This window comes from Paenibacillus beijingensis (assembly GCF_000961095.1).
GTDB classification, from domain to species: Bacteria; Bacillota; Bacilli; order Paenibacillales; family Paenibacillaceae; genus Paenibacillus_O; species Paenibacillus_O beijingensis.
Genome location: NZ_CP011058.1, coordinates 4,666,955 through 4,689,661, shown reverse-complemented (window position 1 = coordinate 4,689,661; position 22,707 = coordinate 4,666,955). Strand labels below are relative to the sequence as shown.

General features: G+C 53.6%; 20 protein-coding genes. All 20 read right to left on the bottom strand.

Features of this window, described 5'->3' with window-relative positions:
• Window positions 1–18: 18 nt before the first annotated feature.
• Window positions 19–741: a regulatory protein RecX gene (locus VN24_RS21240; protein WP_238590746.1), complete on the bottom strand. Its 723-nt coding sequence runs from the start codon at window positions 739–741 to the stop codon at window positions 19–21.
• A 175-nt stretch (window positions 742–916) separates the two neighbouring features.
• Window positions 917–1,975: a recombinase RecA gene (gene recA, locus VN24_RS21235; RefSeq protein WP_045672061.1), complete on the bottom strand. Its 1,059-nt coding sequence runs from the start codon at window positions 1,973–1,975 to the stop codon at window positions 917–919.
• 321 nt (window positions 1,976–2,296) lie between these two features.
• Window positions 2,297–3,550: a competence/damage-inducible protein A gene (locus VN24_RS21230; protein ID WP_045672060.1), complete on the bottom strand. Its 1,254-nt coding sequence runs from the start codon at window positions 3,548–3,550 to the stop codon at window positions 2,297–2,299.
• Window positions 3,551–3,681: 131 nt separating this feature from the next.
• On the bottom strand, window positions 3,682–4,266 hold the full coding sequence (gene pgsA / locus VN24_RS21225) for a CDP-diacylglycerol--glycerol-3-phosphate 3-phosphatidyltransferase (RefSeq protein WP_045672059.1): 585 nt from the start codon (window positions 4,264–4,266) through the stop codon (window positions 3,682–3,684).
• Window positions 4,266–5,594, bottom strand: a complete 1,329-nt coding sequence (rimO, locus tag VN24_RS21220) for a 30S ribosomal protein S12 methylthiotransferase RimO (RefSeq protein WP_045672058.1) — start codon at window positions 5,592–5,594, stop codon at window positions 4,266–4,268. Before rimO ends, pgsA begins: the two co-directional genes overlap by 1 nt.
• 511 nt (window positions 5,595–6,105) lie before the next feature.
• Window positions 6,106–6,597, bottom strand: a complete 492-nt coding sequence (locus VN24_RS21215; protein WP_045672057.1) for a YajQ family cyclic di-GMP-binding protein — start codon at window positions 6,595–6,597, stop codon at window positions 6,106–6,108.
• A 101-nt stretch (window positions 6,598–6,698) separates the two neighbouring features.
• Window positions 6,699–7,733, bottom strand: coding sequence for a helix-turn-helix domain-containing protein (locus tag VN24_RS26540; protein WP_052703069.1), 1,035 nt, complete (start codon window positions 7,731–7,733; stop codon window positions 6,699–6,701).
• Window positions 7,734–7,753: 20 nt separating this feature from the next.
• The gene (locus VN24_RS21200; RefSeq protein WP_045672054.1) at window positions 7,754–8,518 is read right to left on the bottom strand and encodes a DUF3388 domain-containing protein; all 765 of its coding nucleotides are present in this window, start codon (window positions 8,516–8,518) and stop codon (window positions 7,754–7,756) included.
• 169 nt (window positions 8,519–8,687) lie between these two features.
• Complete coding sequence (locus tag VN24_RS21195; protein WP_045672053.1) at window positions 8,688–8,939, bottom strand: DUF3243 domain-containing protein; 252 nt, start codon at window positions 8,937–8,939, stop codon at window positions 8,688–8,690.
• 126 nt (window positions 8,940–9,065) lie between these two features.
• Complete coding sequence (gene ymfI, locus VN24_RS21190) at window positions 9,066–9,794, bottom strand: elongation factor P 5-aminopentanone reductase (protein ID WP_045673539.1); 729 nt, start codon at window positions 9,792–9,794, stop codon at window positions 9,066–9,068.
• A 14-nt stretch (window positions 9,795–9,808) separates the two neighbouring features.
• Entirely contained in the window at window positions 9,809–11,095 is a 1,287-nt protein-coding gene (gene yfmH / locus VN24_RS21185) for an EF-P 5-aminopentanol modification-associated protein YfmH (protein ID WP_045672052.1), read from the bottom strand.
• A gap of 7 nt (window positions 11,096–11,102) precedes the next feature.
• Complete coding sequence (gene yfmF / locus VN24_RS21180; protein WP_045672051.1) at window positions 11,103–12,395, bottom strand: EF-P 5-aminopentanol modification-associated protein YfmF; 1,293 nt, start codon at window positions 12,393–12,395, stop codon at window positions 11,103–11,105.
• Window positions 12,396–12,510: 115 nt separating this feature from the next.
• The gene (gene sleB / locus VN24_RS21175; protein WP_045672050.1) at window positions 12,511–13,284 is read right to left on the bottom strand and encodes a spore cortex-lytic enzyme; all 774 of its coding nucleotides are present in this window, start codon (window positions 13,282–13,284) and stop codon (window positions 12,511–12,513) included.
• 148 nt (window positions 13,285–13,432) lie between these two features.
• A complete protein-coding gene (locus VN24_RS21170) occupies window positions 13,433–16,096 on the bottom strand; it encodes an FtsK/SpoIIIE family DNA translocase (RefSeq protein ID WP_045672049.1) in 2,664 nt (887 codons plus the stop codon).
• A 47-nt stretch (window positions 16,097–16,143) separates the two neighbouring features.
• On the bottom strand, window positions 16,144–16,383 hold the full coding sequence (locus VN24_RS21165) for a YlzJ-like family protein (RefSeq protein ID WP_045672048.1): 240 nt from the start codon (window positions 16,381–16,383) through the stop codon (window positions 16,144–16,146).
• Window positions 16,380–17,243, bottom strand: coding sequence for a ClpP family protease (locus tag VN24_RS21160; RefSeq protein WP_082083975.1), 864 nt, complete (start codon window positions 17,241–17,243; stop codon window positions 16,380–16,382). The genes VN24_RS21165 and VN24_RS21160 overlap by 4 nt, the downstream gene beginning before the upstream one ends.
• 150 nt (window positions 17,244–17,393) lie before the next feature.
• Window positions 17,394–19,073 (bottom strand): ribonuclease J, encoded by a 1,680-nt coding sequence (locus tag VN24_RS21155; RefSeq protein WP_045672047.1) that lies wholly within the window; start codon window positions 19,071–19,073, stop codon window positions 17,394–17,396.
• 259 nt (window positions 19,074–19,332) lie between these two features.
• Window positions 19,333–20,205, bottom strand: coding sequence for a 4-hydroxy-tetrahydrodipicolinate synthase (gene dapA / locus VN24_RS21150; protein ID WP_045672046.1), 873 nt, complete (start codon window positions 20,203–20,205; stop codon window positions 19,333–19,335).
• A 125-nt stretch (window positions 20,206–20,330) separates the two neighbouring features.
• A complete protein-coding gene (dapG, locus tag VN24_RS21145) occupies window positions 20,331–21,551 on the bottom strand; it encodes an aspartate kinase (RefSeq protein WP_045672045.1) in 1,221 nt (406 codons plus the stop codon).
• Between the two features lie 77 nt (window positions 21,552–21,628).
• Window positions 21,629–22,666 carry an aspartate-semialdehyde dehydrogenase gene (locus tag VN24_RS21140; protein ID WP_045672044.1) on the bottom strand — a complete coding sequence of 346 codons (1,038 nt, stop codon included), beginning with the start codon at window positions 22,664–22,666 and terminating at the stop codon, window positions 21,629–21,631.
• Window positions 22,667–22,707: the final 41 nt, after the last annotated feature.

Below are 22,707 nucleotides of genomic sequence, written 5' to 3'. Positions count from 1 at the left end.
TTTTATCTTTTGATAAAATCAATTGTCAAGCCACAGCCCTTCATCGTCGCCTTGCTCGCCTTCCGAAATGCTGCGAACCGCCGCTCTGGCCGTCTCTCCCGGGAAACCGCGGCGGAGCAAAAAAGCGGTCAGCTTCCGCTTGCGGTCGATAGGCTCCCCTTTTAAGGATCTCCATTTTTTCTCCGCCGCACGCATAGCCGCATCCAATTCCGCTTGCGGATCGAGCGCTTCCGCCGCCTTTGCCGCCGTTTCTTTGGCAATGCCGCGCACCTGCAGCTCCTGCCGGATCAGCCGCCTTCCTTTCAAAGCGCCGCGCATCCGCTGAGCGGCGAACATGCGCGCATATTCCCCGTCGTTAATAAGCGCTTCGCCGTTTAGACGGTCGAGTGTATGCGAGATCGACTCCTCGTCAAATTCTTTGCGCGCCAAATAACGCTCGATTTCTTTACTCGTTCGCGGCTTGAAGCCGAGATAATAAACCGCGGCGGCATACGCCCGGTATCGCCCGTCTTCGGCCGCCACTTCCGCCAATAAAGCGGCATCCAGCGTTTGTCCTTTCAACAGTCGGTACCTTACCAAAATGTCCTCGTGAACGGACAGCGCCGCCTCGTCGCTGCCGTCGAAATAAAGCAGGTAACGGCTGCGGTGCTTTCTGTCCGGTTCTACCTTCGTTAAGAGCAGCGATGTGGATTGTGGTCCCCGGCCCGTTTCCCGGCTTGTCTCATTTGCTTCCTCATCCACCGTATCGTCCCCTTTTCATCTGTCGATCACCCCATTGTAGCCAAAACAACAAACGCCGAAGCTCCTTCACGACAACAAAAGCACCTTTATGTAAAAGGTGCTTTCGAGCATCTATTCATAACCGCATTTCTTCATTTAAAAGCAGCGATTTCTCGCAAAGCAAGATCAGGTCGTTCTAAAGATCCAGCTCCAACTCTTCGTCATCCTCTTCCTGGGGAGTAATCCCCGCAGCCGCACGTTCTGCAGCCGCGCTCAGGTTATGCGCTTCGCGAATCTGCTTCTCGATCGCTTCAGACACGTGGACGTTGTCTTTCAGGAACTGCTTCGCATTCTCGCGGCCTTGGCCGAGACGGTCACCGTTGTAGGAGAACCAGGCGCCGCTCTTCTGAACGATGTCCATCTCCGTGCCGATATCGATAATACTGCCTTGCTTGGAAATGCCCTCGCCGTACATAATATCGAGTTCCGCCTGTTTGAACGGAGGAGCCACTTTGTTCTTAACGACTTTAATCCGGGTGCGGTTGCCTACAACGTCGTTGCCCTGCTTGATTGATTCGATGCGCCGCACATCCAGACGAACGCTGGAGTAAAACTTCAGCGCGCGTCCGCCCGGAGTCGTTTCCGGGTTTCCGAACATAACACCGACTTTTTCACGCAGCTGGTTAATGAAGATTGCGATCGTTTTCGACTTGCTGATCGCGCCTGACAGCTTGCGCAGCGCCTGCGACATAAGACGCGCCTGCAAACCGACGTGGGAATCACCCATCTCGCCTTCGATTTCCGCTTTCGGCACCAGCGCAGCTACGGAGTCAATAACGATGATATCCACAGCTCCGCTGCGTACGAGCGCTTCCGCAATTTCCAGCGCTTGCTCTCCGGTATCCGGCTGGGAAAGAAGCAGCTCGTCAATATTGACGCCAAGCTTGCTCGCATACAGCGGGTCAAGCGCGTGTTCCGCATCGATAAAAGCGGCTTGTCCGCCGTTGCGTTGAACCTCTGCAATGGCATGAAGCGCCACCGTTGTTTTACCGGAAGATTCCGGCCCGTATACTTCAATAATTCTTCCCCGCGGGAAGCCTCCGATTCCAAGCGCAATATCTAAAGCAAGCGAACCGCTAGAAACGGTTTCTACCTGCAGTTGTGCCGATTCACCCAATTTCATAATAGAGCCTTTACCAAATTGCTTCTCGATCTGACGAAGAGCCATATCAAGCGCAGCGCGACGATCTGACAAGAGCTTCACATCCTTCTTTATTTGTACTATTATAATACCTTGTTTTGGAGCGGTTGCCAAGCATTTTTTCGAACATACATTCGTCTTTTTTTCGGAGCGCGGAAGCGGACATGCGGCTAAAAAAACAAAAAACCGCAGCAAAATGAACTTTTGCCACGGTTCTTCCGTTAACTATCCCAAGTATACCTGATCCTAATTCGAAATACAAGAGCGAACAGCAGTGAAGCCTTTTGTAGGAGCATACGCTTAGAAAGCCGTATGCACCGCCGCACTTGCCGGCAGGGACACTTTATTCGGATTGTTGCCCAATTATTGCGTTCCCTATGTTTCGTCCTTCAGCAGTTCCCACAAGCGGTACAGTGCCGTTTTCGCAGACCGGATCCGGACGGAGCTGCGGTTGCCGCTCCATTTCATCGAATGCACCGTCGTCTCGCCGCCCCTGCGCGCCAGCGCGATATACACAAGTCCGACGGGCTTTCCTTCGGATTCCGTCGGTCCTGCGACGCCTGTAATCGCAATGCCCCAGTCGCTCCCGGTCAGCTCATTCACACGCTGCGCCATCAGCTGTGCCGTCGACTCGCTGATTGCTCCCGGAGCGCCCGGCCCCTCGAGCTGCGACAGCGGAATGCCGAGCAGCTTATGCTTCATCGTATTCGTATAGGTGACGATACTGCCCAGAAATTCACCGCTGCTTCCGGGCACGCTTGTAATCAGCTCCGAGAGCAGGCCGCCGCTGCAGCTTTCCGCACAGGAGAGCTTCAGCCGCTTGTCTCTTAATTTGCGCAGCACCGCCTCTTCCAGCGGGATATCTTCTTCCGCATACATATATTGGCCTACCCGCTCCCGGATAAGCGCCACGGTACGGTCGATTTTGCCGAGCGCCTCGACGGCGCTGCCCGCTTTAGTCGAAACGCGGATGACCACTTCCCCTTCCTTCGCGTATGGAGCGACGGTAGGGTCCGTTTGCCCATCGATAATGTCGATCAGCTCCGCCTCCAGGCTGGACTCTCCGATTCCGGCGAAACGTAAAATACGGGAGTACAGGAGATTGTGCTGCCCGCTTACGTCAATGAGCCATTGGCGCAGCGGTCCGTTGAACATCGGCTTCATTTCGCGCGGAGGCCCCGGAAGCAGTGCATATAGCGTTCCGTCCTGTACGATCGCGTTTCCGACCGCAAGGCCCGTTTCGTTTGCCAAAGGCACGGAGCCTTCGATCATGTTCGCCTGGCGCCGGTTGCTTTCCACCATATGAGAGCCGCGTGACGAAAAAAAATGTTCGATTTTGGACATGGACGGCTCGTGAATAAGAAGCTGCCGGCCCAGGTAATCCGCCAGCGTGTCTTTCGTCAGATCGTCCTGCGTCGGCCCGATCCCGCCGGTGAACAGAATAAAATCGGCTCGGGTCCGGGCCACCTCGATTGCCTGGCGAAGCCGCTGCGCATTGTCGCCGACAACGGTTTGAAAATAAACGTCAATTCCGAGTCCCGCCAGTCCTTGCGATAAAAATTGGGCGTTTGTGTTGACGATTTGACCGAGCAGCAGTTCCGTACCGACGGCAATAATTTCTGCTTTCAATCGGGGACTCCCCTTCCGGATCTGAATTTATTCCTTATACGATTTGTATTCCCGTGAGATATAAATAACATCATTCCCGGCATGGGGAATGATGTTAAAGCGAATAATATAAGTTAACGGTGATTTCCAGATTACCTTTTCACGGAATCGGCAATCAGGTTTTTGTTTTTGACAAAATAATCGATCCCGGAATAAACGGTAATGATCGCCGCCATCCAGCTTACGATAAAATCGAGCGGGATGCCGATAAACGCAAACGGAAAATTGTTCAGCAGCAGCAAAATAATCATCGTTATCTGAATGGCCGTTTTCCATTTGCCCCATTTGCTCGCCGCGAGAACCGTTCCTTCAAGCAGCGCAATTTGCCTCAGTCCCGTCACGGCGAATTCGCGGCTAATGATAACGATAGCAATAAACGCGCTCAGCTTAGACATCTCGACGAGCGAAATGAGCACGGCTGCGACAAGCAGCTTATCCGCCAAAGGATCGAGCAGTTTGCCCAAATTCGTTACGATTTTGTTTTTGCGGGCGATGTAGCCGTCAAGACCGTCGGTGCTGGCCGCAAGAATAAAAATTAATGCCGCCACAAGCTGATTGTATGTAATCGAAAATTCTCCGGCCGTTATCGGCTGCAAATCCATTTGTACCAGGAGGAAAATCATGATCACGGGTACAAGAAAAATACGCGCGAGCGTAATCTTGTTCGCCAGGTTCATTATGCGATTCCCTCCCCGGAAAGATCATATTCGTAGGCATGGGTAATACGTACCCGCTGAATTTCGCCGATCGGCGCAGAGCAGCCCGTGACAAACACTTCCCCGTCGATTTCCGGAGCGTCATACTGCGAGCGGCCGACATAGATGTCGCTGCGGCCGTCATAGCGCTCGATCAGCACGTCAATTTCACGGCCGACATATTTGCCGCCGCTGTTCTTGGCCACATCGCGCTGAATTTCCATCAGCGTATTGGCGCGCCACTGCTTCACCTCGTCGGGAACATGGTTCGGCAGCCGGACTGCAGGCGTATCTTCTTCGCTGGAGTACGTGAATACGCCCAACCGGTCAAAACCGATTTCCCGCACAAAATCGCACAGCCGCTCGAAGTCTTCCTCCGTCTCCCCCGGAAACCCGACGATCAGACTCGTGCGAAGGGCCACATCCGGAATACGGCCGCGTATTTTGGCGATCAACTCGCGCGTATCGCGCTGCCGTCCGGGACGGCGCATCCGCTTCAAAATCGAATCTTCGCTGTGCTGCAGCGGCATGTCGATATACTTGCAAATTTTCGGGTTGGAAGCAATCGTTTCAATCAATTCATCCGTAAAAAATCCGGGATATGCGTAATGAAGCCTTACCCAGGAGATTCCTTCCACTTCACTGACACGGTTCATCAGCTCGGGGAGCATAAACCGGTCGTAAAGATCCGTTCCGTAATTGGTCGAATCCTGAGCGATCAGACTGACTTCGCGTACGCCTGCAGCCGCAAGAGTCTCCACTTCCGCAATAATCGACTCCATGGAACGGCTGCGGAACTTGCCTCTCATAATCGGGATGCTGCAAAACGTGCACGCATTGTCGCAGCCTTCCGCAATTTTGACATAAGCCGTGTAGCGGGGAGTGGCCACCATACGCGGCAGCTTCTGCTCATAATCGAATACCGGGTTGCCGACCTTTACCGGCCGTTTGCCGCGCAGCGCCTCATCGACGATCTCATTGATATGATGGAAGTCCCCGGTACCGACGATGCCGTCGATTTCCGGCATTTCTTCCATCAGCTGCTGTTTGTACCGCTGCGTCAGACAGCCGGATACGATGAGTGCTTTCAGCCTTCCCGTTTCTTTCAATTCGGCCATATCGAGAATCGTATTAACCGATTCTTCCTTTGCGGCGTCGATAAAACCGCATGTATTGACAATAATGACGGTTGCTTCCTCCGCTTCCTCCACAAGGCTGTAACCGCGCCCGTGAATGAGTCCGGACATAATCTCGGAATCAACCAGGTTTTTCTCACATCCAAGCGTAACCACTTTCACTCGTTCTGTCATTGGTACGGTCCCCCAGATCTTTGCCGAAAAGCTTATCATGTCAAGTATAATACATGCTTTTGTAACGTGTCAAAACGAGCCGCTCCGGCAAAAAAACGAGTAATCGTTTTTCTCCGGAGCGTTTCTTTTAATTACCGTTGCAGATTATCCATGTTTTCAGTTGTAGGCAAGCGAGCACTCTAGCACAGCCTCCCCTGCTCCCACCCCGAAAAAGGAGAGCGAAGCGGGCGGGCTTGAATCTGTAGAAGCGCAGCGGTCGCCTTTGTCCCCGATTTAACGAGGTGAAAGCGAGCGGAGCAGACTAATTGTTCTGGAGAAGCGGAGCGTTCGCCTTTGTCCCCGGATTTCTACCGCTATGCGGTACAATCAAAGAAATCCGGGGACAACAGCGATCGGAAGAATAATTAGTCCGCGCAGCGGGGCCCTTTCACCAAACGAAGTTAATCGAATCCGGAGGCGAATGCGATCGGAGGATTAAGCCGCCCGCCCGCGCAGCGCTTCCTTTTTCACCCTACCTGTAATTGGTAAACTGCAGCTCGATCGCCAGATCGGCGCCTCTGAGCAGCTGGATGACGGATTGAAGATCGTCGCGGCTTTTGCCGGTAACGCGAATTTGGTCGCCCTGGATCTGGCTTTTCACTTTCAGCTTCGAATCGCGGATCAAAATGTTGATTTTTTTGGCAATGTCCTGCTCGATTCCCTGCTTCAGCTTAATCCGCTGGCGGACGGTATGGGCGGAGGCCCCCTCGATCTTTCCGTATTCCATATTTTTGATCGGCACCCCGCGCTTGATCATCTTGGACTGCAAAATATCGATAACGCTCTTCAACTTGTATTCGTCGTCCGATACGACGACCAGGTCTTCTTTTTCCATCGAAATGCTGCTTTTGCTGCCTTTGAAGTCGAACCGGGTTTCGATTTCCCGCTCCGCCTGTACGATGGCGTTGTTCAATTCCTGCATATCCACCTTCGACACGATATCAAAAGAGCTTTCAGAGCTCATCGCATTCCACTCCTTTATGTTTCCAAACTTTTCTTGCCGTATTATAACGTACTTTGATAAACAAGAAAAGGCATCCCGGCTTGGGACGCCTTTTGGCTGATTTATTGACCCGCAGAAGGAGTATCGCTTCCGGTAGCCCCGCTATCCGCCGTACTCCCGGCCCGCGATCCGCCGTCCGCTGCCGATGTGCCTGAAGTCCCCGGGGCGGAAGGATCAAACTGGATTTTTTTCGATCCGGGCCGGTCTCCGTCCTCGATCACTTGACCGTCAACCTTAATTTCCGTCAAATCGGCACGGCCGGTATTGATATAGATCGGAGTATCGAGCGAAAAGCTCACCTTCGTTCCGTCCTGTGCGATTCCGTTCTGAACAAATTCGCCTTTGGAGCTGTCTTTGCGGACTTCCAGCCACGCATCGCCGCCGCTGACCGAAATATCGACCGTATGCTGACCCGGCGGGGCTACATCATAATGATCGGTCTTGCCGCTTTTTTTGGAAAACGTGACGGTTGTAGCCGACTGGTCGCCTGTACCCGCCCCTGCTTCTGTGCCAGGTGTCCCGGTGCCCTCGCCTGCAGTGCCTCCACCCGCTGCGTCCGTCCCGCCGGCACCTGGTCCTTCCGTGCCCCCCGCCGTTCCTTTGGAACCTCCCTGACCGCTGCCGTTAGCAGAAGACGACGGCGGATTCGTTTTGTCCGTAAACGATGTATTATCGGCCGTCTTTGGCGGTTCCCCGTTGTCCCGGTTAATGACGAAAACATACACAAGGACGACAATCAGCAGCAGAAAAGACCACATTAGCACCGAAAAGCCGAGCTTGCCGAACCGTTCCGAAGTACGTGACGTTTCAGCCCGCCGCGGAACGCGAATCGTTCCCGTATCCATCACGAGGTCCGGCGCTGCGCCGGGCAGCTCGCTCTTATAAAAACGGAGCAACTCCTCCGAATCCAGTCCGACCGCGTCTGCGTAGTTTTTGACAAATGCGCGGACATAGAAGCTCCCCGGGAGCGCTTTATAGTTGCCTTCTTCAATCGCTTCCAAATAGTGCTTCCGAATTTTCGTCGATTCCTGAATTTCGTCGAGAGTCAATCCTTGCTCTTCTCTTGCTTTGCGAAGCGTAAGGCCTAATTCAGACATGAACTGCCGCTCCTCCTTTCTTAGAATTCGTTATAATTGGCCGTTATCGTTTCATACGTAATTTCTTCGTCGGGCGTATTACGAAGCTCTATAATCGTCGTAAAATGGCTGTAATCGTATTGCGATTCCTGAATAAATATATCGGGATGCTCGATCACCTTCGTTGAAGGCATCGCCATAATTTCTTGAAGCAGGGCATGGTGCTTCTCGTTTGAGCGGATCGTGCTGACAATGCCGTCTATAATGAAAATATTGTTCGGATTAATCTCTTCGCTGGAGAGCTGGCTGCGGACCGTTTGCCGGAGCAGCGTCGAAGAAACGAACGTCCACCTCTTGTTCGAACATACGCTGCCGGCGATAATCGACTCCGTTTTGCCTACTCGCGGCATTCCGCGAATCCCGATGACCTGATTACCGTCGCGTTTAAAGATTTCGCCGAGAAAATCGACCAAAAGTCCCAGTTCATCCCGCGTAAAACGGAACGTTTTGCGGTCGTCCGAATCCCGCTCGATATATCTTCCGTGCCGTACGGCCAGCCGGTCGAGAAGCGTAGGCGGGCGCAGTTTATTGACGGTAATATTTTCAACTTTACGCAGCATTCTTTCCAAAATCTCGATTTTTTGGTCATCGTTCGTTTGCAGCAGCATTCCGCGCGTCCGATCCTCGACCCCGTTAATCGTAATAATATTTACATTTAACATCCCGAGCAGCGAAGCGATATCGCCGAGCAGACCAGGACGGTTCTTATGTATTTTGTACTCCATATACCACTGTTTAGATTCCATTAAACACACCATCCTATCATTCCGCACCATCAATCGACAAAATTCGACCATTGACAACCTTACGAAACCGTATTTAAAGTACTAATTCTACAACGTTCGTCATAATCCTGCAAGACCATGCCAGAAAAGCTCCCTTTAGAGGGAGCCTCCTGATTACACAAAAACATCGTTACGAGTGCTGTACCAGCTTGACCATCAAGCGCGCAAGTGTTTTGCGCTCCTGTTCGTCGCCCGCATCCCAAATCTCCTTCAGCACCCGCTGCTCTTCATTTTTGGGATCGACCTTCTCGTCCAAAAAAGCCCCGATTTCATAGGCGAGATTGGAGATTGTATCTTCCGTTAAGCCCATTTTTTTACCTTGCTCCACGCGCTCCGACAAAAAATGTTTCCATGATTCGAAACTGGACAGGACAGTTGACATCGGGTTACCCTCCTTCAATGGTTGGGGAAAGGAATCATCAACAGTCCTATTCTGTGCGGAGCAGCCGTTTCTTATTCAACGAATAACGAAGGAAAAAAGTTGCGCCGGCCGGCAAGCAGAAGCGCCTTAAGTCATCCAACCGCCGTTCGGGCTAATAATTTGACCGGTAATATATGCAGACTCGGGCAAGGCGAGGAAATAAACGAGAGAAGCGATTTCGTCGGGCTGAGCAAACCTTCCCGCCGGGATTTCCTGCTCCAGTGCGTTTTTTTCCTCTGCGTCCAGATTGCTGTTCATCACCGTATCGACCGCGCCGGGCGCAACCGCGTTTACCGTTACTCCGGAAGGAGCCAGTTCTTTGGCCAGCGCTTTCGTAAATGCGTTCATTCCGCCTTTTGTCGTGGAATAAAGCACTTCGCAGGAAGCGCCGGACAGACCCCAAACGGAGGAGACATTCACGATTCTTCCGAAGCGGCGCGAAATCATAGTCGGCATAAACAACTGGGTACACAAAAACATCCCTTTTAAATTGACCGCCATCACGTCGTCCCAATCCGCCTCCGAGACGTCCGAAAGCATACCGAAATGGGCGATGCCGGCATTGTTTACCAATATGTCCGGCATCATCCCATTGTGCTGCAGCTTCTCCCTCATTCGAAGCAGCTGTTCGCGCGAGCGCAAATCTGCGGATACGGTCATGACGTTGACACCGAACCTCATACAGCGGCGGGCAGTATCATTGGCGGATTCGTGCGACTCTAAATAATGAATGACGACGTTCATCCCTTCCGAGGCGAACCTTTCCGCAATTGCTGCTCCGATGCCCCGGCTTCCCCCGGTAATAAGCGCCGTCATTTCGTTCAAAGATTTCACCGCGCGGTTTTGTCGACGATCGAGACGGAAAGCTGATTCCAGTCGAAATGCTCTTTCATCCGTATGTTAACGTCCTCGATCGTGACATTTTCGTAGAACGGCAGCAGCTCGAACAGATCCTGCCCGCGAAATTTATAACGGGTAAATTCGCCTGCAATAGCCTCCGGGGAATTGAGCATGCGCAGGTACCCGCCGATCCGTTTCCGTTTATTGCGCTCGAAAGCCGTCCGGTCGATCCCTTGTTCAAGCGCTTGCTCCACCGATGCTTTAATGGCAGCGAGCAGCGCATCCGGATCCCGGGTGTCGCCTCCGATAACCGAGAATGCATAGTCGGTGCTGCTGTTGTATTCGTGCCCAAAAGAATCGGAAATCAAATTGTCGTCGTACAGCGACTGGTAAAGCGGCGAGCTAGAACCGAGCAGCGTATCGAGCATCAGCTTCGTCGTCACTTCACGCTTCAGCAGCTCGGCGCCGGTTAACCCCGTCTCCTTTTCTTTGAAGCCGAACAGGCATTTGGGAAGCGATACCGGAAGCACCGACGTTCTGCGCGGAATTTTCACTTTTGTCGGCTCAATTTCGAACTCTCTTCGGATCGGGCCCTGCGGCTCGAAATGCTTGTCAGCCTGGTTGCTGCGTACAAGCTCGAACACTTCTTCCGCCTTGACGCCTCCCACTACAAACAAAATCATATTGGTGGGATGGTAAAACGTCCGGTAGCATTGATACAGCGTTTCTTTATCAATCTTCCGGATCGATTCGACCGTTCCGGCGATATCGATATGTACCGGATGCACGTTGTAAAGCGCATCAATGAGACCGAAGTAAACTCTCCAGTCCGCATTGTCGCGGTACATGTTGATCTCCTGCTCGATGATTCCTTTTTCCTTTTCGACGTTCTGGTCGGTAAAATACGGATTTTGCACGAAGTCGATCAACGTCCGTATATTGCTTGATATCTGCTCCGTTGCCGAAAACAGATAAACGGTCCGGTCAAAGCTGGTATATGCATTAGCCGAAGCGCCTTGCGACGCAAAGGTGGCAAAAATGTCCCCCGTCGGTTCCTCGAACATTTTGTGTTCCAGAAAATGGGCGATGCCGTCCGGCACTTTAATGAGCGGCTGATCGCCGACGGCAAAATAGTTGTCGACCGATCCGTATTTGGTGGAGAAAGTAGCATACGTTTTTTGAAAACCTTCCTTGGGCAGGACGTACACATTCAGCCCGTTCGGCATTACTTCATGGTACAGCGTCTCTTCGACGCCTTCATAAACGAGAGGTTCCACAGCCGCCTCAGGCCTCCTTTCCGTCACGCAAGAAATAGATCGTATCGAGTTCCACGCCGCGTGCGACTTCCGCGATCTGCTCCGGCGTTACAGCGCCAATCTGGCGGATCAGCTCCGTCGCGGTGCGTTCTTGTCCGGACAAAACGGTGTTGAAATCGTAGGCGATCATTTCGTAGGCCGAATCCTGAAGCTCGCGCAAATGGTTCGTGATCATCGCCCTCGTCTGGCTCATTTCAAGCTCCGACAGCTCGCCGCTGCGCATGCTCTCCAGCTGCTCTTTAATAATCGCGACCGCCTTCTCATAATTGGCGATTTCGATGCCGGATTGGATCGTGCAGATCCCTTTATGCCCATCCAGCCGCGAAGCCGCATAATAAGCCAGACTCTGTTTCTCGCGCACGTTCAAAAACAGCTTGGAATGCGGGTAACCGCCCAATATTCCGTTGTACATCAGCGCTGCCGCGTACTGTTCGTCGGCGTAGCCGACTCCGGTGCGCAGTCCCATGTTCAGCTTCCCTTGGCTCACTTCCATCCGTTCGACAACCGTTTTTTCATCGCCGGTCCGGCGTTTGATCACCGGTTTGCTGTAAGCGGAAGGCGTTCCGTCCGCCTCCAGCTTGAAGCAGTCGGCAACCAGCCTCTGGACCTCTTCAAGCGAAGTATCGCCGACGACGTACAAATCAAGCGCCGAACGGGACAGCCAGCCGCGGTATGCGGCAGACAATGACTCGGGGGTTATCCGCTCCACGTCGTCAAGCCTGCCCAGCGGGTGGAGCTGGTAAGGCTCTCCCTTGCACATTTCCTCCAGGCAGCGTTCTGCGGCGTAACGGATTTTATCGTTAACGATCGCCTCCAGTTTTTTGTGGAGCGTCGTCTTCTCAGCGTTTACATATTTAGTGCGGAAGCTGCCGCCTTCCATTGCCGGTTCCGTTACCACTTCCCCGAGCAGCTTAAGGGAAGCGGCCAGCAGCGACTGCTCCGAGCTGACGAATCGGTCGTTAATGACGTCCATGCGAAACTGGACGATCTGGGCGTCGCCCCGTTTATAGACGTCAAAGCCGAAGCCTGCTCCGTACAAGTCATCAAGACGTTCGCGGAAAGCAATCGTTTCCGGCGTGGACGCCGTTCCTCTGCGCAGTACAAAGGGAATCAATGCCGTCTCCGTCACCGAGTTTTCATCCAAAGGCAGCCCGGCAAACAGGGAAATGGCAAACGTTTTGAACCTGTTTGTCGGAAGCACATGCAAACGTATCCGGTTGTACGATCCTCGTTCAAAAGCCACACCGATTGCTCCTTCCATACCTGCTTTATCTGAAGTAAATCTATTCCATTTTCAAGGTTTCTATACCATTCTAACCGATCCGAAAGTGAAGAAGCAACCAAGAGGATCACCCGCTCCTTGGTTGCTTCCAAGACTACATACAGAAAATATGTTTGCCGATCGTCTTCACCTGCGGTCTTGTCCAAATCCACTTGCTCGTTGCCGTTACCGGATTGAAATAGTACGTGCATCCGCCGGTCGGATCCCAGCCGTTAAGGGCATCCAGGACCGCCTTTCTTGCTCTTTCGTTGGGGGTCAGCCAAATTTGGCCGTCTGCGACGGCTGTGAACGCCCCGGGTTGAAAAATAACGCCGGAAATCGAATTCGGAAAGCTGGGCGACTTGAGCCGGTTGATGATGACGGCCGCTACGGCAACCTGTCCTTCATAAGGCTCCCCGCGGGCTTCGCCGTACACGGCGTTCGCCATAATTTTCAGATCGGCTGCGCTTAATCCCAATTTATTGGATTTGGCCACTTCGCCACCGGCATTATTGACGGCTTCGGCCTTGGCCGTCCCGCCCCCGCCGGCGCCCGGACCGCCGGGCTGCCAATTCTTCGTGGCCTCCCACAGCTTGAGCTTCGTCCGGGCACCGACGACGCCGTCGGACTTCATACCGAATTTCCATTGAAACCAAGTCACGGCGTTTTTGGTTGAGGCGCCAAAATGCCCGTCGATTGTTCCGTCGAAGTAACCAAGATACTTAAGGCGGCCCTGCAGCTCGTAAACATCGCCGCCCGACGAGCCGATCTTCAGCGTCGTATTTCCGAACGTTTCGCTGGAACCGCCTTTTCGATGCTCTCCCAGCCCATAAAGACTGATCAGCAAGCATACGGTAATCGCGGTCATCACAATCAGTCGTTTTTTCATATCGGGATCTGCCTTTCTTTCGCAAGGTTGGTCGCTTTCCTTAACCTGTGAGAAACGAAAAGCCCGTCAGCTTATTCTTGTGCGGCTGACGGCTGCCGTTTCAGCTGAAAGCGAAGACAGTCCCTAGTATGAGAAGAGCGGCGGCCGATTATGCATGTTTCTGGTTCGCCTGGTACTGATCCAGCGAAAGCAGTACTTCCCGCGGCTTGCTTCCTTCGTAAGGCCCGACGATGCCTTTGGCCTCCATTTGGTCCACAAGCCGGGCGGCACGGGTATACCCGACGCGCATACGCCGCTGCAATAGCGAAACCGAAGCTTGTTTGGCTTCGAGTACGATTTGCACCGCCTGATCGAACAGTTCATCCAGCAGCTCGTTGTCGTCGCCGGACGGCTCCTCGATTTCCGGAACGAGATCTTCCTTATATTCCGCTTCCGCCTGCCCGCGGGCGAACTCAACGACCGCTTCCACCTCCTGATCGGAAAGAAACGCGCCCTGGACGCGAATCGGCTTGGACATGCCGACCGGCAGGAACAGCATGTCGCCTCGTCCGAGCAGCTTCTCCGCGCCGACCATATCGAGAATGGTGCGGGAGTCGACCTGCGAGGAGACGCCAAAGGCGATCCGCGACGGAATATTCGCCTTGATCACGCCGGTAATGACGTCGACGGATGGACGCTGTGTCGCAATAATAAGATGGATGCCCGCCGCGCGGGCCATCTGCGCAAGCCTCGTAATGGCTTCCTCGACATCATTCGCCGCTACCATCATCAAATCGGCAAGCTCGTCCACGATCACGACGATATACGGCAATACGGCGGCTGGATTGTCCTTCATTAAACCGTTGTAGCCCTCAATGTTGCGCGTCGCCGATTTGGAAAACAGCTCATACCGCTTTTCCATTTCAACGACAATTTTTTTGAGCGCAAGCGACGCCCTGCGGGGGTCGGTCACGACAGGGGCAAGCAGATGGGGAATGCCGTTGTATACGTTCAGTTCCACCATCTTCGGATCGATCATCATAAATTTCACTTCGTCGGGAGCGGCTTTATACAAAATACTCGTAATAATGCCGTTGATGCAGACCGATTTGCCCGAACCGGTCGCACCCGCAACGAGAAGATGGGGCATACGCGCCAAATTGCCGACGATCGTCTGTCCGGAAATATCGCGGCCGAACGCGATTGATAATTTGGACGGTGCGCTCGTAAAGGTCGGCGTCTCCATCACTTCCCGCATCGTAACGACGGAAACTTCAGAATTCGGCACCTCGATTCCGATTGCCGATTTGCCGGGAATAGGCGCTTCCATCCGGATATCCTTGGCGGCGAGAGCTAGCGCAATATCGTCGGTCAGACCGACGATGCGGCTCACTTTCACCCCGGTAGCCGGCTGCACCTCATACCGTGTAACAGCCGGGCCGCGCACAACGTCAAGCACTTTGGCGCGGACGCCGAAGCTTTCCAGCGTCGCCTCCAGCTTGCGCCGCGATTCGCTGCTGTCCCCGGAATCCCCTCCTCTGCTGCCGCTCGGCTTGGCCAAAAGCGACAGCGGCGGAAGGCGGTAAGGCTTCGCTTCCGGGATTTGAGGAGCGGCTGCTGCACTGCCGCTGCCGGCAGCCGGCGCTGCTCCTTCAAGAGCCGGCGAATCAAACGCTGCAGATTCCGAACCCGCCGGCAATTCGTCAAGCTCACCATCGTCAATGCCTTCTGGATGAACTTCGGCCAGATCCTCCGTCCAATCATCGTTGTCATCCTCGAGCTCATCGTTTTCCGCAGTCGCGGGGCGTTCATATTCAGCAACCGCCGCGCCAGCCTTCGACCCTTCAGACGATGCTTGACCTGCGCGTTTGTCCGGCTGATCGTCCGCTCGCGTCTGCCAAGGAGGCACATCAACATCATCATCGCTTTGACGTGAGGAGATGGTAACCTCCGGTGAAACCGGACTCGCCCCTCCGCTGCTGAACGGCTCCTCCATCATCCAATCGTCGTCACCGGCCGGCTGCGCCGTTTGCTCGGCTTCCTTGCTTCGCCATGAAAAAAACAGCGACTTTTTATTTTGCCGAGCGGGCTGAAGCGTACCGCCGAAATCGTCGTCGGCATCATCGTAATGATCCACCATATCGTCCGGCTGCAAAGCGGTTAGGCCGCTCGTTTTGGGAGCCGTCCTTTTAACAGGCCTGCTCGCCGCTTTCGCATGGATTAGCTTAATCAAATTATGGAGACGCCGCTGCACAACGCGCGCCAAATCGACATAAGAACGGCCCGTGATCAGCATGATCGCAATTGCAAACATGACGATCAAAATAAATTTGGCGCCGAAGTAGCCAAAGAGCGAGTAAAGCAGGGCGTACTGAACGGCACCGGCATATCCTCCGCTGATCGACTGCTGCGTCGCCAACCCTCCGCCCGAGGCGTCACTTGTGAGCAGCGCACCGCGGATATCACTGCCGAGCTGCTCCATAATAGCCGAAGCGGTCAATTCAACGCTCGGTTCGAGCTTGCGGCTGACCTCCGACATCGAGCTCATTAGCGTAAATGCGAGAACGAGCAGCAGCAGCCCGCTTTTGCGATTGGACCAGCCGCTTGGCCATTGGCGTTTGACCATGACGGACAATCCGGCATAGACCCCGACCAGCGCGAGCACAAAATAAAATTTGCCCAGCACGAGTCCGAACAGTTTGGACAACGATCTGCCGACCGTTGCTTCGCCGGATAAGGCGATCACCGATATCGTGATGAGCAAAATGCCGTAAACCTCATATTTTAAGTTGTCGCCGAATGATCTTCTTTTTTTACGCTTGCGTTTCCCCAAATCAGTCACCTCTGGCTAAATATTATACCATAGGTGGAGGAATGTTCCTAATGATTCGGGGAGACGACTGCATCCGCAAAAAACGACACGAGTTCGCCCGGCGCATACTGGGCGTTCAAATATTGATACAAATCGCATTCGAGCAGACGGACGATCTTCCCCGTCCCCGGCGCAACCGGCTCGACCTCCATCACAACACCGTTTATTCGGATGGTCATGAGCGACGGTCGCTCGCCGTGGAAGCCGTCCAATACAAGTTCCAGCGGCATATTGGTGTAAAGTGTCATGACGGCATTCCTCCCGGCGGCTGAATTCCGGCACCGGGCTGATTCACCGGCGGCTGAATAACGGTTCCCGGCGCACCCACCGTAACTCCGGGCGAATATGGAAATGCGGGATCGGTCATCGGATCGGTTCCGGACTCGCTCTTGCGGCGCGCGATGAGGCTGTTCAGTTCCCGCAGTGCATGCCCCAGCCCTCCCACTTCATCGATCAATCCGCTGCTGACAGCATCGGCACCGATAATCGTCGTCCCGATATCGCGGGTGAGCTCGCCGGTTTTGAACATCAGCTCCTTGAATAAATGCTCGGAGATGTTGGAATGAGAGGTAACGAAGCGAACGACTCTTTCCTGCATTTTCTCCAAATATTCGAACGTTTGCGGAACGCCGATGACAAGACCGTTCATCCGGATCGGATGAATCGTCATCGTGGCCGTCTCGGCAATAAACGATTTATTGCCCGAAACCGCAATCGGTACCCCGATGGAATGCCCCCCGCCCAGCACGAGCGTGACGGCCGGTTTGCTTAAAGACGAGATCATTTCGGCAATTGCCAATCCGGCTTCGACATCCCCGCCGACCGTATTAAGCACAATTAAGACGCCTTCGATTTTCGGATTTTGTTCCGCCGCGACAAGCTGCGGGATCAAGTGCTCGTACTTAGTCGTTTTGTTTTGCGGCGGCAGCACAAGATGCCCTTCGACCTGGCCGATGATCGTCATGCAAAAAATGTTGGATTCCGCCGCGGGGCTCATCGTCTGTCCGAGAGACTGCAGCAATTCCATTTTGCTTTTGTCGGGAGATGAGGCCGGTTCGGTCTGTTCCGACCGCGGCGAACCGGCGTCCTGCTTAAGTGACTCATTCATATACAAGTACCTCCTCGTGGATTGGCTCGCCATAGTGTTCACCATTTCCCCGACAAAAAAACAGTTCCCCTCCCGCGAAGGGAAGAGAACTGTCTTTAGTGACTTGTTTGTGGTAGTTGAAACGAAGCTTTCAACCGAGTGCGACACGGGTTAAACTTCCATAATGATCGGCAAAATCATCGGACGGCGGCGCGTTTGTTCATAAAGAAAACGGCCCAGCGCATCTTTCACGTTTGTCTTGAGCGACGCCCATTCGTTAACGTTGTCATTCATCAGCTTGTGCAGCGTCGACGTTACGATCCGGTTCGCCTCATCGAGCAGCCCTTCCGATTCCCGGACGTATACGAAACCGCGCGAGATGATGTCCGGTCCGGACAAAATCGTTCCGTCCTGCTTGCTGAGCGTCACGACGACGACGAGAATGCCGTCCTGGGAAAGCAGCTTGCGGTCGCGCAACACGATGTTTCCTACGTCGCCAACGCCCAAGCCGTCGATAAGTACGTTGCCCGCCGTAACTTTGCTTCCTCTGCGTGCAGTTCCGTTCTGGAATTCGACCGTATCCCCGTTGTCGATAACAAAAATATTTTCGCGTTCGATTCCGACCGCTTCGCCAAGCAGCGCATGCTGACGGAGCATCCGGTATTCGCCGTGGATCGGAATAAAATATTTCGGCTTAATAAGATTAAGCATCAATTTCAGTTCTTCCTGGCTGCCGTGACCGGAAACGTGAACGCCCGAAACGGAACCGTTGCCGTAGATGACTTTGGCCCCCAATCGGAACAGCTCGTCTACGGTGCGTCCGACATAACGTTCATTGCCGGGAATTGGGGTTGCGGCAATGATGACGGTATCTCCAGGCAAAATGTCGACTTTGCGGTGCGTGGAGCGGGCCATGCGAGTTAAAGCGGACATCGGTTCGCCCTGGCTGCCGGTGCAAAGAACGACGACACGATCGGCCGCCAGCTTGTTCACTTCCTCCGGCTCGATGATCATGCCTTCCGGAATGTTCAAATAGCCGAGCTCCGAAGCGATAGTTACGACGTTTACCATGCTGCGTCCGACGACGGCGATTTTGCGGCGTGTAGCCATCGCCGCGTTCACGACCTGCTGGATACGGTGAACGTTGGATGCGAACGTCGCCAGAACGACACGCTGGGAAGCTTTGCGGAAAATGTCTTCCAATTCGTTGCCGACATTGGTCTCCGACGGCGTGAACCCGGCGCGTTCCGCATTTGTGCTGTCCGACAGAAGGGCGAGTACGCCTCTTTTTCCAATTTCAGCCATCCGCTGCAAATCCGCAAATTGATCGTTAACCGGTGTATAATCGAACTTGAAGTCACCCGTGTGAACGACCGTCCCTTCCGGTGTATCCAAGCATACGCCGACGGAATCCGGAATGCTGTGGTTCGTCCTGAAAAAGCTGGCGCGGATCGATCCGAGCTGCAGTTCGGAATCGGCGTTGATCAAAATCCGCTTCGTTTCTCCGAGCAGTCCAGCTTCCTTCAATTTGCCTTCGATCAGACCTAATGTCAGTTTTGTTCCGTAAACCGGTACATTGAGGTGACGCAGAACGTAAGGAAGGCCGCCAATGTGGTCTTCATGACCGTGTGTAATCAGAATGCCGCGTACTTTGTCGCGATTTTCGCTCAAATAGCTGATATCCGGGATGACAATATCAATTCCGAGCATATCCTCTTCCGGGAATTTCAGCCCCGCATCTACAACGACGATATCATTGCCGTATTGAATGACATACATGTTTTTACCGATCTCGCCAACGCCGCCTAGCGCGAAGATGAGCAGTTTGTCTTGGTTGTTCTTTTTTGACAAGTGTATCTATCCTCCTATAGTTTTGAGAGCAAAACTTCTATATTGAAAACGCTTATTTCCTGGATTCCTGTTGGACGCCGCTCCTCACGAGTTTAATGCCAAACTTTGCCGCACCCAGTCACTTGAACTCATTATACATGATGCAAAAGATGGAACACAAGTCACGGCTCTCCAATTGCTGTTATCAGGTTGTCCAAAAAACAAAAAACCGATGCTGGAAGCATCGGCTGTCGTAAGTTTATTGGGCCGCAGTCTCCACCTATAGAACCAGCTGACGCAGAAACTCGGCTTCCGCTTCGCTCGCTTCCACCAGCGGCAGACGGACGCCGCCGACCGGCATTCCCTTCAAACCGAGCGCATACTTCACCGGAACCGGATTCGGGACATAATGAGGACATGCAAATAGTCCTTCAAAGATTGGTGTGAGCTTGATGTTCAGCGCAGCCGCTTCCTTTACGTTGCCGCTCAGATACGCATCGATCATCTCCTTCATCTGGGGACCGATAATATGGCTCGCTACGCTGACAATGCCGTAGCCGCCGGCAGCGAGTACGGGCAGCGTCGCCGAGTCGTCGCCGCTGTATACCCGAAACGTTTCGGGTGCGCCGGAGACGATCTCAACGACCTGATCCGCAACGCATTCTTTGGTGGCAACAATGTTACGGATTTGGGCAAGGCGAATCGTCGTTTCCGCGGAAATGCTGATGCCTGTCCTTCCTGGAACGTTATACAGCATAACAGGCAGCTCCGTCGCTTCGGCAACCGCTTTAAAATGGCGGTACATTCCTTCTTGGCTAGGCTTATTATAATAAGGCACGACGAGCAAAACGCCATCGACGCCTATTTTTTCTGCCTCTTTCGTCAAATGAATGGTGTGAACGGTACTGTTGCTCCCGGTTCCCGCAATCACTTTGCAGCGGCCATTCGCCCGTTTCAGGACGAAGCGGAACATTTCCAGTTTCTCTTCCTCGGTCAGCGTCGGTGACTCTCCCGTTGTACCGCATACAACAAGTGAATCGCTCCTTTGCTCGTCAATCAAATAATCAACCAGACGGGCCGTCGTGTCCCAGTCAATTGCTCCTTCCGCGTCGAAAGGAGTGACCATTGCTGTAATCAGTCTTCCAAAGTCCATGTCCAAAGCTCCTCCTTACAATCGTTCCTGTCATCAGGCTACCTGTTATATAGGGCAAAATATTATATAAGCGATAAAGGAGCCAATCAAATAGCGCTGGCTCCTTACCGCATTCATCATCAGCTTTATAGATGCAGCTCGAACTTGGCGTGCAGCGCCCGCAGGGCATCGGCCATATGCTCTTCCCGCACCAACACCCAGATCGTCGTATTGGAATCGGCGGATTGCAATATCGGGATATCCCCTTCGGTGAGCGCCTCAACGATACGCGCCATAATGCCCGGCACGCCGTTCATGCCGCCGCCGATGACCGAAACCTTTGCACAGCCGTTTACCGTTTTCGGACTGAAGCCCAATCCTTGCAAAATGCCCACCGCCTTCGCGGCGTCCTGATCGGAAACGGTGTAGACCGCTCCGCCCGGCGTTACATTAATAAAATCGACGCTAATATGATTGCGGGCCATCGATTGAAACACCTGCAGCTGCGTATCGCTTTGTCCTTCAATCGTTTCGACCGTAATTTGCGTCACGCCATGCACATGGGCGATTCCCGTTACGTGCCGGTCGCGAAGCCGCGAACGGTCTCCATGCGCAAGCACGACTGTGTCCGTAACAAGCGTTCCTTCCTCTTCGGAGAATGTGGAGCGGACCCGAAGCGGAATGCGCGCCTGAGCGGCAATTTCAACGGCACGGGGATGAATGACTTTCGCTCCCTGCTGCGCCATGTTGCAAATTTCCGCATATCCGACGACCGTTAGCGGCCGGGCATCCTTCACAATACGCGGATCGGCCGTCAAAATGCCGTTCACATCGGTATAAATATCGACCATATCTGCATGCAGTGCGGCTCCAAGCGCCGTCGCCGACGTGTCGCTCCCGCCTCTGCCCAGCGTCGTCATATCGCCGGCTTCCGTTTGTCCCTGAAATCCGGTCACAATGACGATGCTGCCTTCATCGAGATGCCGCAAAATCTTCTCCGGCCGAACCTCCAAAATTCTCGCTTCGCCGAAACGGTCGCCGGTACGGATGCCTGCACCGCCGCCGGTCAACGCAACGGCAGGGATACCTACAGCATTGAGCAGGCTGCACAGAACGGAGGCCGCAATTATTTCTCCGCAGCCAAGCAGCAGATCGCGCTCGCGCGGCGGGAGCGCGCCTCCGTTGTCGGCAATGAGCTGCAGCAGCGTATCCGTTGCGTATAAATCGCCTTTGCGTCCCATTGCCGAAACGACAACAACGATGCGGTGACCCAAGTTTCGTTCCCGTTCAATATGACGGATGACAAGTTGTCTGGCCTGTTCGGTAGCAAGCGACGTGCCGCCGAATTTTTGCACCAGAACGCCCATGTTGTTACTCCTCCGCAGTTGCATCTGAAGACGTCTTTCGACCGCTGCTTGGTTCGTTCCATCCGCTTCTTGTTTATTTATTCCCCTGCGGCAATGTGCTCGGCGATTTGCACGGCGTTCCAAGCCGCTCCTTTAAGGAGGTTGTCGGATACAATCCACAGGTTCAAACCGCGTTTGTTGCCAAGGTCGCGGCGAATCCGTCCGACAAGCACATCCGGTTTGCCGGCCGCATCCGTTGCCAGAGGATACTGCTGCTCACTGTTATTATCCACAACGACAATACCAGGGGCTTCCGAAAGCAGACGTTTGACGTCTTCGAGCTCGTAATCGTTTTTCAATTCGACATAGACCGATTCCGAATGCCCGTATACGACCGGAATGCGCACGCATGTAGCCGTTACGTCGATGGAATCGTCCTTCATAATTTTTTTCGTTTCGCGGACCATCTTCATCTCTTCCAGCGTATAGCCGTTGTCCTGAAACTTGTCGATTTGCGGAATCGCATTAAATGCGATTGGATGCTTCACCGGCAGCGATCCGACAGGCAAAATGTCCGGGTTCACTTCGGCACCGTCAAGCACAGCGCGCGTTTGGCGCAGCATTTCATCGATCGCTCGGCTGCCCGCTCCCGAGACGGCTTGGTAAGTCGAAACGATAATTTTGGATATGCCGTAACGGTCGTAGAGCGGCTTGAGCGCCGCAACCATTTGAATGGTGGAACAGTTCGGATTCGCAATAATGCCGTTATGGCCCCCGACTTCCTCAATGTTCACTTCCGGAACGACGAGCGGAGTTTGCGGGTCCATCCGGTAAGCGTTCGTATTATCGATACAGACGGCGCCATGCTCCACCGCATGCGGCGCAAGCGCTTTGCTCACGTCTCCGCCTGCGCTGAACAACGCGATATCGATTCCTTTGAAGCTGTCCGGAGTCGCCTCTTCAACCGTATATTCCTGCCCCTTGAAGGAAACTTTCGTCCCGGCGGAGCGGGCGGAAGAAAGCAATTTCAATTGTCCGATAGGGAAGTTTCTGGATTCAAGCAGATTCAGGATTTGTTCCCCTACTGCGCCTGTCGCCCCAACCACGGCAACGTTGAACAATTTCTGATGCGACATTTGTTTGTGGTCTCCCCCTCTAAGATGCATATGTCAAGGAA

Bases quoted from the DNA above. Each gene is read 5' to 3' on its own strand.
- rimO (WP_045672058.1), bottom strand. From the start codon at position 5,594: ATGACAGAACGAGTGAAAGTGGTTACGCTTGGATGTGAGAAAAACCTG.
- VN24_RS21195 (WP_045672053.1), bottom strand. From the start codon at position 8,939: ATGTCAACTGTCCTGTCCAGTTTCGAATCATGGAAACATTTTTTGTCG.
- yfmF (WP_045672051.1), bottom strand. From the start codon at position 12,395: ATGGAAGGAGCAATCGGTGTGGCTTTTGAACGAGGATCGTACAACCGG.
- pgsA (WP_045672059.1), bottom strand. From the start codon at position 4,266: ATGAACCTGGCGAACAAGATTACGCTCGCGCGTATTTTTCTTGTACCC.
- VN24_RS21215 (WP_045672057.1), bottom strand. From the start codon at position 6,597: ATGAGCTCTGAAAGCTCTTTTGATATCGTGTCGAAGGTGGATATGCAG.
- sleB (WP_045672050.1), bottom strand. From the start codon at position 13,284: ATGAAAAAACGACTGATTGTGATGACCGCGATTACCGTATGCTTGCTG.
- dapA (WP_045672046.1), bottom strand. From the start codon at position 20,205: ATGGACTTTGGAAGACTGATTACAGCAATGGTCACTCCTTTCGACGCG.
- ymfI (WP_045673539.1), bottom strand. From the start codon at position 9,794: ATGACGGCGCTTATTACCGGGGGAAGCCGGGGCATCGGAGCAGCAATT.
- VN24_RS21140 (WP_045672044.1), bottom strand. From the start codon at position 22,666: ATGTCGCATCAGAAATTGTTCAACGTTGCCGTGGTTGGGGCGACAGGC.
- VN24_RS26540 (WP_052703069.1), bottom strand. From the start codon at position 7,733: ATGTCTGAATTAGGCCTTACGCTTCGCAAAGCAAGAGAAGAGCAAGGA.
- VN24_RS21160 (WP_082083975.1), bottom strand. From the start codon at position 17,243: ATGAATGAGTCACTTAAGCAGGACGCCGGTTCGCCGCGGTCGGAACAG.
- VN24_RS21200 (WP_045672054.1), bottom strand. From the start codon at position 8,518: ATGGAATCTAAACAGTGGTATATGGAGTACAAAATACATAAGAACCGT.
- VN24_RS21165 (WP_045672048.1), bottom strand. From the start codon at position 16,383: ATGACACTTTACACCAATATGCCGCTGGAACTTGTATTGGACGGCTTC.
- dapG (WP_045672045.1), bottom strand. From the start codon at position 21,551: ATGGGCGTTCTGGTGCAAAAATTCGGCGGCACGTCGCTTGCTACCGAA.